The organism is Peptoniphilus equinus, assembly GCF_027921445.1.
Lineage (GTDB): Bacteria > Bacillota > Clostridia > Tissierellales > Peptoniphilaceae > Peptoniphilus > Peptoniphilus equinus.
In genome coordinates, this window is record NZ_CP115667.1 from 523239 (window position 1) to 538330 (window position 15092).

At 43.7% G+C, this 15092-nt stretch carries 12 protein-coding genes; 10 read left to right on the top strand and 2 right to left on the bottom strand.

The features are described 5' to 3' along the window. From csaB to guaA, 5 genes are read left to right on the top strand one after another with little or no spacing between them, the layout of a single operon-like run. Positions 1 to 1110 (top strand): polysaccharide pyruvyl transferase CsaB, encoded by a 1110-nt coding sequence (csaB, locus tag O6R05_RS02655; protein ID WP_271191994.1) that lies wholly within the window; start codon positions 1 to 3, stop codon positions 1108 to 1110. Continuing rightward, positions 1098 to 1868, top strand: coding sequence for a WecB/TagA/CpsF family glycosyltransferase (locus tag O6R05_RS02660; RefSeq protein WP_271191995.1), 771 nt, complete (start codon positions 1098 to 1100; stop codon positions 1866 to 1868). Before csaB ends, O6R05_RS02660 begins: the two co-directional genes overlap by 13 nt. Beyond that, positions 1858 to 3798, top strand: a complete 1941-nt coding sequence (tkt, locus tag O6R05_RS02665) for a transketolase (protein WP_271191996.1) — start codon at positions 1858 to 1860, stop codon at positions 3796 to 3798. The genes O6R05_RS02660 and tkt overlap by 11 nt, the downstream gene beginning before the upstream one ends. Then, positions 3795 to 4748 carry an acyltransferase gene (locus O6R05_RS02670; protein ID WP_271191997.1) on the top strand — a complete coding sequence of 318 codons (954 nt, stop codon included), beginning with the start codon at positions 3795 to 3797 and terminating at the stop codon, positions 4746 to 4748. The genes tkt and O6R05_RS02670 overlap by 4 nt, the downstream gene beginning before the upstream one ends. After that, positions 4745 to 6274, top strand: coding sequence for a glutamine-hydrolyzing GMP synthase (gene guaA / locus O6R05_RS02675; RefSeq protein WP_449301151.1), 1530 nt, complete (start codon positions 4745 to 4747; stop codon positions 6272 to 6274). Before O6R05_RS02670 ends, guaA begins: the two co-directional genes overlap by 4 nt. 838 nt (positions 6275 to 7112) lie before the next feature. Here the strand turns inward: guaA and O6R05_RS02680 are convergent. Together O6R05_RS02680 and O6R05_RS02685 are read right to left on the bottom strand one after the other, a co-directional pair. After that, positions 7113 to 8633 carry an ABC transporter permease gene (locus O6R05_RS02680; protein ID WP_271191999.1) on the bottom strand — a complete coding sequence of 507 codons (1521 nt, stop codon included), beginning with the start codon at positions 8631 to 8633 and terminating at the stop codon, positions 7113 to 7115. After that, positions 8630 to 9355, bottom strand: coding sequence for an ABC transporter ATP-binding protein (locus O6R05_RS02685; RefSeq protein WP_271192000.1), 726 nt, complete (start codon positions 9353 to 9355; stop codon positions 8630 to 8632). Before O6R05_RS02685 ends, O6R05_RS02680 begins: the two co-directional genes overlap by 4 nt. 243 nt (positions 9356 to 9598) lie before the next feature. On the opposite strand from O6R05_RS02685, the gene O6R05_RS02690 reads away from it, so the two are divergent. The 5 genes from O6R05_RS02690 to O6R05_RS02710 all read left to right on the top strand — a co-directional run bounded on the left by O6R05_RS02690 (position 9599) and on the right by O6R05_RS02710 (position 14472). After that, positions 9599 to 10306 carry a response regulator transcription factor gene (locus tag O6R05_RS02690; RefSeq protein WP_271192001.1) on the top strand — a complete coding sequence of 236 codons (708 nt, stop codon included), beginning with the start codon at positions 9599 to 9601 and terminating at the stop codon, positions 10304 to 10306. Further along, the gene (locus O6R05_RS02695; RefSeq protein WP_271192002.1) at positions 10303 to 11514 is read left to right on the top strand and encodes a sensor histidine kinase; all 1212 of its coding nucleotides are present in this window, start codon (positions 10303 to 10305) and stop codon (positions 11512 to 11514) included. The genes O6R05_RS02690 and O6R05_RS02695 overlap by 4 nt, the downstream gene beginning before the upstream one ends. Positions 11515 to 12020: 506 nt before the next feature. Then, positions 12021 to 12269, top strand: a complete 249-nt coding sequence (locus O6R05_RS02700) for a hypothetical protein (RefSeq protein WP_271192003.1) — start codon at positions 12021 to 12023, stop codon at positions 12267 to 12269. A 423-nt stretch (positions 12270 to 12692) separates the two neighbouring features. Beyond that, the gene (locus tag O6R05_RS02705) at positions 12693 to 12914 is read left to right on the top strand and encodes a DUF3784 domain-containing protein (protein ID WP_271192004.1); all 222 of its coding nucleotides are present in this window, start codon (positions 12693 to 12695) and stop codon (positions 12912 to 12914) included. 1018 nt (positions 12915 to 13932) lie between these two features. After that, a complete protein-coding gene (locus tag O6R05_RS02710; RefSeq protein ID WP_271192005.1) occupies positions 13933 to 14472 on the top strand; it encodes a hypothetical protein in 540 nt (179 codons plus the stop codon). The last annotated feature ends 620 nt before the right edge of the window (positions 14473 to 15092 follow it).

The following is a 15092-nucleotide window of genomic DNA, read 5'->3' on the forward strand; positions in this document are numbered from 1 at the left end:
TTGCCTAAAAAAATACTGGTTTCCGGATACTACGGCTACAATAATATCGGTGATGAGGGCATCCTCAAAGGTTTGGTGGACGGTATCCGAAGTGTGAGCGATGCCGAAATTACCGTACTGTCGAAAAACCCGGACTGGACTGAGGAAAAGTATGGGGTCAAAGCGGTCAACCGCTCCAATTTAAAGGATATTTTCACGGCCATGCGACAGACCGACCTTGTTTTAAGCGGTGGCGGATCCCTGCTTCAAGATGTCAGCAGTAAAAAGTCCATCATCTATTATTTGGGCGTGTTGAAATTGGCTCAGTTCCTCGGTAAAAAAACATTTATTTATTCCCAGGGTATCGGGCCCATTAATACTACGGTGAACCGTGCCATGGCGAAGTCTATTTTAAAAAAAGTCAGTTATCTGAATGTTCGAGATCGTCATAGCGAAGCCTATTTACGAGACTTGGGTATTGATCGGCATGTGTTGGTGACGATCGATACGGTCTTCGGCATTGAAACCCCCGATCTTAACCGTGGGCGGGAAATTCTGGAAAGTGTGGGACTTACCAACGGCAAACAGACGGTAGGTCTTATCATTATGAATTGGAAGCATTCCAAAACTCGTACCATCAGAGAAGTGGTACGGGCTGTGCGGCAGATTCGAAAGCACAGTGATGTGAACATTGTACTCATTCCGTTTTTTTACCATGTCGACTTGGAGATTGAGCGGATGATTTTTGATGAGCTCGAAGGCATGGAGGATCTCTACATTGTGGAGGAGTATCTTCACGTGATGGAGTACCTCTCTCTTATCGGAAACCTGGATGTGTGTGTGAGTATGCGCCTTCACGGCCTTATTTTTTCAGTGCTCATGAAGGTCTATCCCATCGGTATCAGTTATGATCCGAAGATCGACGGTTTTATGAATGAATTGGGTCGCGTTCAAAAGCACTACGTACAAAACTTTACCGCCGAGTCGGTGGCAGAGGATGTGCTCGATGCATTGGCACATCTTGAGCCGTTACGAGCCGATGTGTGCCGACATCGAGAGCATTTTATGAATCTTGCGAAGCTACACAATAAGAAAGTTAAGGAAGTATTGGAGTCATCATGGAGAAAATAACAATTTTTGGTACGGAAGTTGCCAACGTCACTTTTGATGAAGCTTTTGCACAGGTGACAGGCTTCCTGGAAGAGGATCGTCTACACACCATTATCACCCCAAACACGGAGATCGTCATGGACGCCAAAGATAAGCCGGACATGCGTCGGATTATCAACAGTGCGGACTTGGTTGTCCCCGACGGCATTGGTCTTATCTACGGATCAAAGATGAAACGTCACCCTCTCAAAGAGCGCGTCACAGGGTTTGACCTGTCCATGAAACTGATTGAGCTCGCCAAAGACAAAGGCTATTCACTCTTTCTTTTAGGGACAAAACCGGAGATAGTCAAGCAGGCCTATGACAATTTGAAGCAAGATGCTGATCTTAATATTGTGGGTTATCACGACGGCTACTTTAAAGGCGCACATTTGGGCATGGCGGATCATGAGGAAGAAATGACCGTAGTTGCACAGATAAATTCGCTAAAACCTGATATAATATTTTTAGGAATGGGCTATCCCAAACAGGAATTGTGGATTGACCACAATAAAGACCGTCTTGACGCCAAGCTCATTATCGGCAATGGCGGCGTCATTGACATTTTAGCCGGTGTGGCCAATCGGGCACCGGAGCTCTTTATTAAACTGAACTTGGAGTGGCTCTATCGATTGATTCAAGAACCTAGTCGGATTAAGCGACAAGCTGCACTGCCTAAATTTATCGTATCCGTTATTACCCATAAGAACTCAGTTGTAGGAGGAACAGATGAACATTGAAACCAAAGCAATAAACACCATTCGACTGCTGTCGGTAGACCAAGTGCAAAAGGCCAATTCCGGCCATCCCGGTCTTCCGCTCGGAGCGGCGCCGATGGCGTATACCGTATTTAATAAAATGAAGGTTAATCCGAAAGATCCGGAGTGGTTCAATCGGGATCGTTTTATTCTCTCGGCCGGTCATGGATCTTCCATGCTCTATTCACTCCTGCATCTCTACGGCTACGGTCTTCAACTGGACGATTTGAAGAATTTCCGTCAACTGGGTTCTCTGACCCCGGGGCATCCTGAATACGGTCACACCAAAGGTGTCGATGCCACTACCGGGCCATTGGGACAGGGTATTTCCATGGCAGTGGGGATGGCTATGGCAGAGCGGCACTTGGCTGCACTCTATAACAATGAATTGGAACTGATCAATCACTATACCTACGTGATCTGTGGGGACGGTGACTTAATGGAAGGCATTTCCAATGAAGCGTCCTCCCTTGCAGGGACGATGAAACTGGGTAAACTTATCGTGCTCTATGATTCCAACAGTATCTCCATCGAAGGCTCCACCGACCTTGCCTTTACAGAAGATGTGAAAGCACGTTACGCCGCATTGGGTTGGGATGTTCAAGGAGTATCGGACGGCAACGATATTGACGCCATCAGTGAGGCTATCGATCGAGCTAAAGACACGGATAAACCGTCTCTAATTGCCGTCACGACTCAGATCGGTTACGGCTCACCGCGGGCAGGTACGGCTAAAGCTCACGGCGAACCTCTTGGCGAAGAGGGTGTACTTGCCACAAAGCAGGCCTTTGGAGCCGGCGAAGGCAGTTTTATCGTCGATGATGATGTGAAAGCCCACTTTGAAGCCATCGTAGCGCGCAAACAGGCTGCTTATGACGCAGACAAACACACGGAGGAACGCTACCGCACCAAGTATGCCGACAATTACGAGAAGCTTCAACGTGCCTTGTCCGGCGATTTTGAATTAGATTTATTTAAAGATGAAAACTACTATAAATTTGACAAAGACATGGCTTCCCGTGCCGCGTCCGGTCAAATCATGAACAGCATTGCCGACAACTTTGAGAGCTTTTTCGGCGGTTCAGCAGACTTGGCACCGTCCAACAAAACACATCTGGATAAGTATGCCAACTTCTCTGCAAGTACACCGGAAGGTGCCAACATCAACTTCGGTGTGCGGGAACATGCCATGGGTGCTATCGTTAACGGCATCATGCTTCATGGCGGCCTGCAAAGTTTCGGCGCGACATTTTTGGTCTTTGCCGATTACATGAAGCCGGCTATTCGTCTTGCGGCTATTCAGTCCCTGGGGTCTATCTTTGTATTTACTCATGACTCCATCGGCGTCGGCGAAGATGGTCCAACGCATCAACCTATTGAGCAGCTGGCCATGCTTCGTGCCATTCCAAACCACATTGTCTTCCGTCCGGCAGATGCCACGGAGACAGCTGTCGCATGGAATGTAGCTCTCACATCGAAAAACACGCCGGTATCGCTGATTCTATCCCGCCAAACGTTAAAAAACATTGACGGTTCGTCCCGGGATGCGCAAAAGGGTGCTTATATTGTCAAAGAACCGAAACAGGTGGAAAAAATTATTATTGCCACCGGTTCCGAAGTCAGTCTGGCCTTGGAAGCGGCGGACGATACCACTCGGGTAGTGTCCATGCCGTCCAGAGCGTTGTTTGAAGCTCAGGTGGAAGCCTATAGAGAAAGTATCTTGCCAAAAGCCGTTAAAAAACGTGTCGTTGTGGAAGCTGCCAGCTCCTTCGGATGGCATAAATATGCCGGCGATGAAGGTAAGCTTGTCACTCTGGACGAATTTGGAGCATCAGCTCCTGCAGGCGATGTGTACAAGTTCTTCAACATCACGACAGAAGCCATTAAGGTGGCACTTAACGAACTCAAATGACACGAGACCGTACCCTTGATCTGGTAAAGGCGGTTGCCATCTTTCTCGTTCTGGTAATTCACACGAAAGTTTACCTTATTGGGGACTATCGAGACGCCGGGTTAATTTACGGGGCATTATCCATGTGCGCCGTACCGCTATTTATGATGACAAGCGGCGCTTTACTTTATCGAAAACCCGTCACCATCTTTAAAGCGCTGAAAGGAACGCTGAAAATGGCGGTGGCACTAGGCGTACTTATCGTCCTCTATAAAGTGTGGGACGGCAGTCGACAGGGGATGACCGACTTTAACAGCATGATGGGTCTGGCAGAGAAGTTTCATCTGTACTATCTCTACCTTGCTATTGCCATCTACATCACTTCGCCGCTGTGTGCGAGATTGGCTTGCAGTTTGACCCGGCGGGAATACTTCTTCGGCATTGTCATTTTCATCGCAACCACCGGTGGGATTCCTTTTTGGAAAACTCTGGGATATGTGGAGAATCCGTTTATTCTGACTTATGCCTTGCCTATGAGTTACATGGCCATCGGCTATGCCTTTATCGGGCAGTATATTTATAAGTATCGGGACGACTTGCCGCGGTGGTTCAGTATCATCGGTTTTTTTGCAATCTATCACCTCATCAAGAACGTCTTGAGGAGCCCTACGGAGGACGTCATCTACCTCTACTATGATGTCGTCAATCCTTTTGCTATGATCTATTCCGTCAGTGTGTTTCACTTCTTGGTCAAATCCAAAACCACGACAGACCTCGGTCTGGTAGGACGGCATACGCTCTTTATCTTCGGCATCCATATCATCATATTAGAATACTTTTTATCGCTGGGATTGACCCCGGAAGCGTTTAAAGACTTTCAGGTACTGTATCCCATCATCATGAGTTTACTCATCATTGTCCTACTCATACTTCCGGCCTATGTGCTGGAGCAAATTAAACAGAAATTATAGGAGGCAACATGATATTAGTTGTAGATTTCGGCGGACAGTACAATCAGCTGATCGCTCGACGCATTCGCGACCTCAACGTCTACTGTGAAGTCGTGCCTTACAGCAAAGCCCTGGAAGCTGTAGAAGAAAAAAAACCAAGCGGTATTGTCTTTACAGGCGGTCCGGCGTCTGTCTATGAAGAAGGGGCTCCAACCATTGATAAAGCCATCTTTGAAGAGAATATTCCTGTCTTGGGATTGTGCTACGGTATGCAGCTTATGAGTTCCCTTCTCGGTGGGGACGTACAAGCCTCCTCTGAGCGTGAATTCGGCAAGACGATGTTGGATCATACAGAACATGCCATCTTTAATAACGTACCAACCACATCCAAAGTGTGGATGAGTCACGTGGATAAGGTGGTCAAAGTACCAGAAGGCTTTTCCACCATTGCGTCGACTAAGAACACTGAGCATGCCGCCATTGCTGACGACGCTCGAAAACTCTATGCTTTTCAATACCATCCGGAAGTCAACCATTCCGAGTACGGTATTCAAATGCTGAAAAATTTTGTCGTCGATGTTTGCGGCGAAGATCAATCATGGACCATGGCCAACTATAAGGAGACCTTGCTTCACGATATCAAAGATAAAGTCGGCGATGGCAAAGTGCTTCTTGCACTCTCCGGTGGCGTGGACAGTTCCGTGGCTGCGGCGCTACTCTCACAGGCTGTCGGTGAAAATCTCACCTGTATTTTGGTGGATCACGGTCTTATGCGTAAAAACGAAGCGCAAGAAGTGGAAGATGCATTCAAAGACAGTGGTATGCACTTCATCCGTGTCGATGCCGAAGCTCGATTTTTGGAACGCTTACAAGGCGTCACTGATCCGGAAGACAAACGCAAAGCCATCGGTGAAGAATTTATTCGAGTCTTTGAAGATGAAGGTAAAAAAATCGGATCTGTGGACTATCTGGCGCAAGGCACAATTTATCCGGATATCATTGAATCCGGCCTTGGAGATGCCGCTGTGATTAAATCCCACCACAATGTAGGGGGGCTGCCTGATGTAGTAGATTTCAAAGACATTGTAGAACCTCTCAGAATGCTTTTTAAAGACGAAGTTCGCGCCCTCGGTCGTGAGCTCGGACTCAAAGATTACCTGGTGAATCGTCAGCCATTCCCGGGACCGGGCCTTGGCATTCGTGTCATCGGCGAAGTCACAAAAGACAAGCTGGATATTCTCAGAGACGCTGATGCCATCTTTAGAGAAGAAATTGCCAACGCAGGGTTGGATCAGGACATCAACCAATACTTTGCCGTCCTCACCAACAACCGCACCGTGGGCGTTATGGGAGACTTCAGAACCTATGACTACACCTTGGCGCTGCGAGCCGTAAAAACCAGCGACTTTATGACCGCCGATTGGTCTCGCATTCCTTATGATGTGTTGGATACCGTCTCCACACGTATCGTCAATGAAGTGGACCACATTAACCGTATTGTGTACGATATTACATCGAAACCGCCTGCAACAATTGAATGGGAGTAATTTCTCGCCTGGTAAAGTTGATTTTATGTGGATTTTAAGCAAGAATACCTAGTGCGTGGCAATGTTTTGTCGGCACTATCTGACATTTGAATCATTCTAACGAATAGCGCTGTCTGATTTACATCGTGTAAGTCGGACAGCGCTATTTTTCTGTGTTTCTTATTTATCCTTTTCTCAGATGATGTAGTCATCGCGTAAGTGAAAGCTTCTGGAGCTATTCGATATGGTGTAAAGGTTTAGTTCGATCTCATTCCCATACATCCCGTAGGCGTCTGAGGTGGGTTTGATGTAGGTTGTGTAATCTGCGGAAGAAATGGCATGTGGATTGACATGCAGCATCTCGGCGATCTGCCGGATAAAATTGTAAAAGTTACCTGGGACCGAATATGGCGGCATTCACCGAGGCCTAGGAGAAATATAGAAGACTGGTGAAGACAGTGCAGATGGCCAAAGATGAGGGCGGAAAGAATGTGAAGTGTGTCGGAGTTTAAGTGAAAGGAAGTGTTTTTGTGAAACTGAAACGCCATGAGACAGCAGTACAGATACACCAAGGACGTATGGACAACGAAAAAAGGGAAAATCAAAGGGAACTGTCATGCAGGCCTTGAATAGTATCTGGAGCTGTCAAAAGCATGGGCATCGAACGCAGAGCCAAGGCGGTTGTTCAACAAGGCGGTGATATGCTTTGATCACCGAAGAAAGGAGAAAAATAGGGAATGACAACGCGAGAAACATACTGAGGCTATCTGAAAAGGAAAAACGGCTTGCATCCGAAGTGAATTATTTTAGGACGCAAGCCATGATTATGCGATTTGGAGACAGTATTCAATGCCCGCCATCAAACGTGTGTGCGTACATCTGATCTTTTTAAGAACACAATGCTACATATAATCGATCCCAAAATATAGAAGCAGCAGGATGCAAGAAGCACAGGAACGTTCACTGCCCCGGTGATCGAGCTGCTTCCCATCCCATAGATCAGCATCGAGTACGGAATGGCATAATAAGCGCCTTTGAGGGTCAACCAAAGGCCGGCAAAACTCCCTACAAAAGCGAGTGCGATGGGCACGGCGAAGGAGCGGAAGATCATAGATAACATGCTCTGCACGGCAGTGATGGCGGCGAGGCAGAAAGCGGCGCTGATCATCCGAAACCAGAATAGTCCGGGCACCGCTCCGGGAAGTCGCAGTATGATTTTTCCGGTGCAAAGATAGATGAGGGCAATCCACAAAATGCTGGTGGATGAGAAAATAACAGCCGTCAGATACTTATCTCTGACTAGTTTTGCGGGGGGAGCTACCGTCAGTATCAGGTTCCAGTTGCTGCCCTGATGCTCCATCCGCCACAGCAGACTGCAAAGAATTCCGACTAGGGGCGCGAGAAAAAATATACCCAAAAATAGAGACTGCTGCGTCCATAGGTCTGCCCAGGTGTTCTGCAAAACGTCCTGATTCTGCGTGAAATTGAACGTACCGATGACAGCTGAGATCAGTGGGATTAGAAGAAAAGGAATCCATATGGGATTGCGTTTCAGTTTTATCAGTTCCACCGGTAGTCCACTGTGAACGGACCGAGATGCTTTGTCCCTGCATGCGCTTATGTTTAGCTCTCTTTTCTCTGTTTTGGTAAAAATATACAGACCCAGCAGGAAGATGCTGACCAGGTATAATAACGCAGTCAGAATCTCAGACAGCGTGATCTGGTGCAGAAAAAGTGTCACGGTCCTCGAGGATCTCTGATAATCCATGCCGATGGGGCTCAGGGAAAGGAGGACGGACCATGGTGTCCATGCTGTCGTACTCACATAGGCGAGGAAGAAACCTGCCAGAGTACCGCCGAAGCCGATAGAAAGTGCTGCGAACTGGCTTGGAAAGAAAAGAGACAGAAGGCATTGCAGCTGATAGACAATCATGCCGCTGACCAGCTCTGCCAGAAATGTACTTCCTATTACAGAGAAGGGAATATTTCCATCATATCCCAGTTTGATGCCCATTAGAATCACCATGACCATCTGCAAGAGGCAGAACCAGCTCAGATGAATGAACCCATAGAGAAGCTTGCCGAGATAGATGGATGCTCTGTCTTCCAGCGTAGACAGGAGGTTCCACATGAGGCCTCTATGTTCCATGTCCACCGACTGACTGGCAAGCACAGCCATCAGGATAGACAGAATCAGTGTATTAATCAGTGGCATGGCATAGAATGTATGATACCATGCCTGTTGATCAGGAGGGTTTCCGTGAAACAGATAGAAATAATTTAACACTAGAGCTATCACAATAAGTAAAAAAGAGTGCTTGTGACGGGATTTCTTGAATTCAACGGCGATCAGCTTTGTAAATATGGCACTTAGATTCATAAGGACTCCTCTCTACCGGTCATTTCAAGGAATACATCTTCCAGATTATCTCCATGTGTTTCCAGATCAGCAAGAGCCCCCTGGTAGAGCATACGGTCATGATGGATGATACCAACTTGATCGGCCATCTGTTCAATCTCACTGAGGAGATGGCTGGAAATGATAACGGTTATGTGTCTTTCTTTAGGAAGGGAACAAATGAGCTGGCGCATTTCCTGAATCCCGGCGGGGTCGAGACCGTTGGTCGGTTCGTCCAGAATCAGAAGCTTTGGATTTCCCAAGATCGCCATGGCGATACCGAGCCGCTGTTTCATTCCGAGAGAATAGTTGCTGAGTTTTTTATCTCGCTGATCATAGAGGCGGACTGTTTTTAGCACAGGCACGATTTCTTCCTCGCTGACACCTTTAAGCTTTTGTATGATCTGCATATTCTCAAGACCGGTCAGGTGACCGTACCCGCCCGGATTTTCGATCAGGCTTCCGGTCTGGCGAAGAATGGATAGCCTGTTTGCGGAATCCATCGTTTTGCCAAAGATTTTGATTCTGCCCTCATCAGGGTGAATCAGACCGAGAATCATTTTGAGGGTTGTGCTTTTTCCTGCTCCGTTTGGCCCGAGAAAGCCGTAGACGCATTTTTCCGGCACAGCCATGGAAAGATCTTTCACGCGATAGGTGTTACCGCTTCGCTTACTCAGGTGGTTTGTTTCCAATATATAGTTCATCGAGCTTCTGTCCTCCGTTTCTTGGTATAGAATGTTTACGGTGACAGCATATCAGCTGAAGATTATGGGAACCTTGCGATAACCTTATGCTTACATTAAGATATCTCAAATGTCTTGGGGGAAATGGCAGGATACGATATAGTAGAAGCAGCTTTTCAATGAGGAAGCGGGAAGCGGAGCATACGTCGTAAACATACTTGGGACAAGCCCATTCTTATAAAAATGATTCAGGAGGACCGACATATGGATAGAAGTGAATGCAGACTATTAACCGTCGATGATGAGAAGGGGCTGACAGATATTGTAACTGAGCTGCTCAAAAGAGAAAATTATTTGCAGATTGATAGTGCTGCCAGCTGCCGCGAGGCTGAAGAAAAGCTTCAGAAACAGCATTATGATTTAGTTTTGTTGGATGTCATGCTGCCGGACGGGGATGGATTTGATTTCTATGAACGAATGAAAGAGAAAGGATGGCTCTTTGATGCACCGGTGATCTTTTTGTCGGCGCGGGATGAGGATACGGACCGTCTGAAGGGATTGGGACTTGGGGCGGATGATTACATCACCAAGCCATTTCTTCCGCAGGAATTATTGTTGAGAATTGGAGCGGTACTAAGAAGGACGTACCATTTTGAGGATAAGGCGAAGTCTATTCGTCTGGGCCAAACAGTTGTCTCAATGGATGCGGGAACTGTTACACGAAATGGAAAGGAGACTGCTCTTACTGCAAAGGAACTGGCGCTTTTTAAAATCCTTTTTCGAAATCGAGGGAAAATCATTACGACAGACGCGCTGTGCGACGAACTCTGGCCGGACGGCAGTTTTGGGCTGGAAAGTTCGCTGATTGTACATATGCGTCATTTGAGAGAAAAGGTAGAGGAAGAGCCGTCAAAGCCGAGATATCTTATCACGGTACGGGGGCTTGGCTATAAGTTGGAGAAGAAATCATGAAGCGAAAAATGGGAAAGTGGCTGCAACTGTTTGTAGGAATTGTGCTGATGACGATTCTGCTTCTCTTTACGGATCTGCTGATCTTCGGGATCGTGGTAATCAAAAATAATTCGGTCAATTACCAGGACATGCAAGAGATCGAGACACATTTGCTAGAGAAAAACGGAAACTATCAGTTGGATGAACAAGCGAGGGCAAGTCTTTTGAAGCACCAGCAGTTTGCTATGCTCCTTGGGAAGGATGGAAGCATTTTGTGGAGTGAAGCGCTCCCCGAACAACTCAGAAAAACATATACCGTACAGGACGTCGCCAAGTTTACCCGGTATTATCTTGAGGATTATCCGGTTCGCACCTATGTTGTCGAGCAAGGACTGCTCGTGATTGGAGGCACAAAAGACCGGATTTGGAAATACACGTTTGAATTTGATGTGACCCTGATGGAAAATCTTTTGAAGGTCTTGCCCTTGCTTTTCATGTCCAATATCATTGTGCTGGTGACGGTTCCGACTTGGCTGCAGAAACGGCGGGCGAAGAAAAAGGAAGAGGAGCGCACAGAGTGGATTGCAGGAGTGTCGCATGATATTCGCACTCCGCTTGCCATTGTTCTGGGTAACGCCCAAATCATAGCCGGTTTAACCCAAGAGACAGAGGTCAGGCACAGGGCGAAATCCATTGAAACACAGGGAATCCGTCTTCGCCGACTCGTAGATAATTTGAATCTTTCCAGTAAACTGGAATTTGGCGCAGGAAAATTTGAAAAACACACAGTGAGAATCAGCCGCTTTCTCAGAAAGATCCTCACAGAAATCATGAATCAAATGGAGGATGACCGGTATCAGTTTACACTCGACATCGACGATGCTCTTCAGGAACTGGAGCTGTGCTTCAGCGAAGATCTGGTGGAGAGAGCAGTCATGAATTTACTTCATAATGCGATATGTCATAATACGGATGGATGCAAGATTGAAATGAGGCTGTACCAGGATCGGAAAAATCACGTTTTTCTGGAGCTCGGTGATAATGGAAAGGGCGTATCAAAAGAATTTCTGAGCAGGCTGAACCGCAGTGGTTATCAGCGGAAGTCCGGCACCGGACAGCATGGCCGGGGACTAAAGATTGTCAAACAGGTGGCGGATTGGCACCGATGGAAAATATTCTTTTCAGAAGGAGAACAAGGCGGGCTAATTTGTACTATTCGACTGAGATAAGATTGTTATGTGCTGATTGGTTATATAGATGTAGTAGCTCATAGTAAAAGGGGGCTTTTCTCAGAACAAAAGGAGTGGAAAACTTGGCTTTGCTGAAGAAAGCAAGTGATAACCCTAAAAAAGTGTCATGCTGTTAGTGGGATATCCCACAACGTGAGGATGTGATTTTAGTGGAAGCAGTTAAGGATTACGATATACATAGCGACAGCAAGAAGCGTGTAACTCCCTGTGGTGTAAAATATCAGTATTACAACGTCAGAGCATATGAGCATGGCTGCATGATGCTGGAACCGCGTGGATTGATCACCCCGATAGGAAATATTATCTAAGCCATTTGACAGCATGTACCAAGCGATTCGCAATTTTAAACGAGGTCAGATATCGGATCCGGTAGACCTTTATGGTTTTGAGACATTGAGAAATGCAGTTCAACATTAGAGTGGGTATACTGGAAGTGGAAGCTATATGGTAGAGATTACAGAGAGAGTATCGCATCAGCAAGAAAGATGCCATACTATTATAAGGAGTTGGGCAAGGCATTAAAGCTTCTATCCGAGAATCCGAGACATCCTGGCTTACAGACACATGAGATTCAGGAATTAACGGATCGATACGGAGAACGTGTAGGGCAGTCATATCCGAAAAATAAGACAAGCGGTGCCATGGGAATGTATTGGATGTATAGCCCGGATCAGCAGTCTATCACCATTATTGGGCTGGAGTCCCATCCGGAGAATAAGAAAAACGGTGCATAGACTCGAATCGCTCTATCAGAGTTGCCGCCGCTTAAGTGATTGATCTGAGCTACCACCACAAGAAAGAAAAATTGCCGGCAACACTTTGGCAACAAGAAATCAGATAGCCAGTAGAAACAGTTTGATTCAGATAATACAGATACGACAGTTAATGAAACTTAGCATAGTTGTTTAGAAACAAAACTGATAGGATCAAGTTTGAGCAAAAGTAACAAATATGATTCTGTTACAAAAATATTGAAAACAGTGGGTTTTAGCGATTAAACGGTGCAAAACTCTTTTAAGGGATACTGTTTTCATACTAAAAAGTTGAAATAGTCAATTCAAAAAAGAGCTGTTGAATTTGGATAAATTGTTTAAAAGCCTTCCATCGTTTTGGAGGGAGTTTTTTGTGAAATAGTATTTGATAATGAGGTGCGCTTAATGACTATTTTAAAAATTATGCTAATAACGATTGGTATTGTATTTACTACATTTGGATATGAGATTTATTTTCAAAAGAAGTACAATCTAATCAATGGTTTTGAAGAAGATTATAAAAACGGAAGAAAAACAAAATCATATGCCAAAAAAGTGGGTCTAATAGAATTTGTATTGGGAATTGTAGTAGCCCTAATTGGAATTTGTGTAATCGTAATAAAGTAAACAAATCTTATTTTCTATAAATATTAATTACTAAAAAGTACATAACTTTAAGCTATGTACTTTTTCTGTGTTTATTTTATGTTTGGCGTAATCTTAGCAGATATACCTTTTGTATAACATTGCTTTCTTCAAAAGGAATATAATCTGTTTCAGGCTGTCAGGATAGTTAGCCTTCCAATCCTTCATGATTTTTATTCATGTCGTTATTCTCATATTTTTTATTTCTTGCATTGCAAAAAGACTGAATGACACACGAGTAATTTATAAAAATGACATTGATACATGAAGAAAGCTAGTGATGATTTGTCAAAGAGGCTGTGAGATATGCATTTGTTTGAATAGGAAGAAAGAATTTCTTAGACGTAGAAGTTAAATTCTTACATAATAATAAGTTTAATGTTATAATCCAATTATAATTAAGAATTTTAGATATGAATGTGAGTTATAAGGGGCTGTGGAAAATTTTAATATAAAGTTACTATCTTCCTAATATGTAGTACGTATGTACTACGATAAATTGATTGATGATAAGTGATGTTAATTATGGATAAATTAGTGAAAAGTTGCCAATATACATAAACAATTGCTATTAGATTTCTATTTGAAAAAGATAGAAGTAATGTAAACTTACTTTCGTAGTAAAAAAGAGTATCCTCATGTATGCAAATCCATTAATGAGATGAATCCTGTAGAAAAGATCATATTTTCCAACGAAATTCTATGATCTTTTTGAAGTGCCAGAAGATTTATTTAAGATAATTAAAAGTTTTCTGTAATGAAAAATGAATAAAATATAATAACTTTTAGACTGTAAAAATACTACTTCTATTTATTAATGGGCAAAATAGTTAGCTATAGCTAAATGGGTAGTAAAAGGGATAAAAGTCTTAACGATATTAAATTAGATATAATTTCCAGTAAAAAATAAGTTAAAAAATCTTTATGTTTGAACTTTTTTGAATATGTTGCACAGTAGAGAAAATAAAATTTGAACATAAGAGTTTTTCAAGGAGATGATATGTTGAGCAAAAATAAATGCGTTTCCGTTAAAAATGTAATTTTATGCTTTTTAATGTTAGCAATAATAGTCTATATTCTTGTTTGGCTGCTGGGATTATTTATAGGCTATATAGGAAGTTTTGTTAAAAGTCCCAATAATATGGATGCTGTTATTATAGCATTGATAACTGGTGGGTTATCAATGTTGGGAGATTTGATTCGTTTAATAGTATCGAAAGTAATAGAATATCGTCAAAATATAAAAAGGTATTTATATGAAAAAAAGGAAGAACCCTATTCGGAATGTATTGAGATTGTTTACAAATTACAGGATAGTGTTAGGGGAAATCAAGAATATAGTGAAAAAGAAATGTTAGATGATATATTTAGTTTTTCTAAAAAATTGACACTATGGGGTTCGACTAAGGCAATTAGAAAGCGGCTTATTTTTCGTGAAATAATTCAAGATCGAAACGATAATTTGACTGATGACCTTTTTATACTTGAAGAGATTATGTTTGAGATTAGAAAAGATATGGGACCAAAAAGAATGGATTAAAGCAGAGCGATATTCTGGCTTTCTTTGTAAATAACATTAGGAGTTATTTTTCTAAAAACAACAAGAAGTAATTATATGAATAATTGGAACTGAGACAGATAAAAATCTGAGAGCGCACTTAAATTTCTCGGATTTCCCGGTATGTAATAAATGAGAAGCCTTTATTTGGAGATGGCTTGAACAGCAGAAAAGGTGAGTAACAGCTGATATATTTGTTGTGAGACGTTTAAAAATATGATTTGAGGTTTTAGGTGCAAAAACTCTCAAATATAGTGTTTGGATAAAAGAATTAGGTCTTGTGACAACTATTTGTTAAATATCAAGCTGCAGATGAAAGTCTGGTGACAGTTAGAATGGGTGTAGATTTGAATGTATAAACTAAGCTTAGTGATATATTATGACATTTTGTCTTAGTGCGGAGCTGGTGAGGTCATCCACGATCGCGAATAGTATGGGGCACCAATACCCATCTGAGCAACCTATGAGTGGCGTACGCAACTATGTTATACTTAACGTGGTCATTTAAAATGCAAGACGCGACCGAAGTCGATGACTCAAGATGAGTTTGATTCGCAGTGGCAATACAGACATGACGCCCATGACTGAAGATGCATTAACGT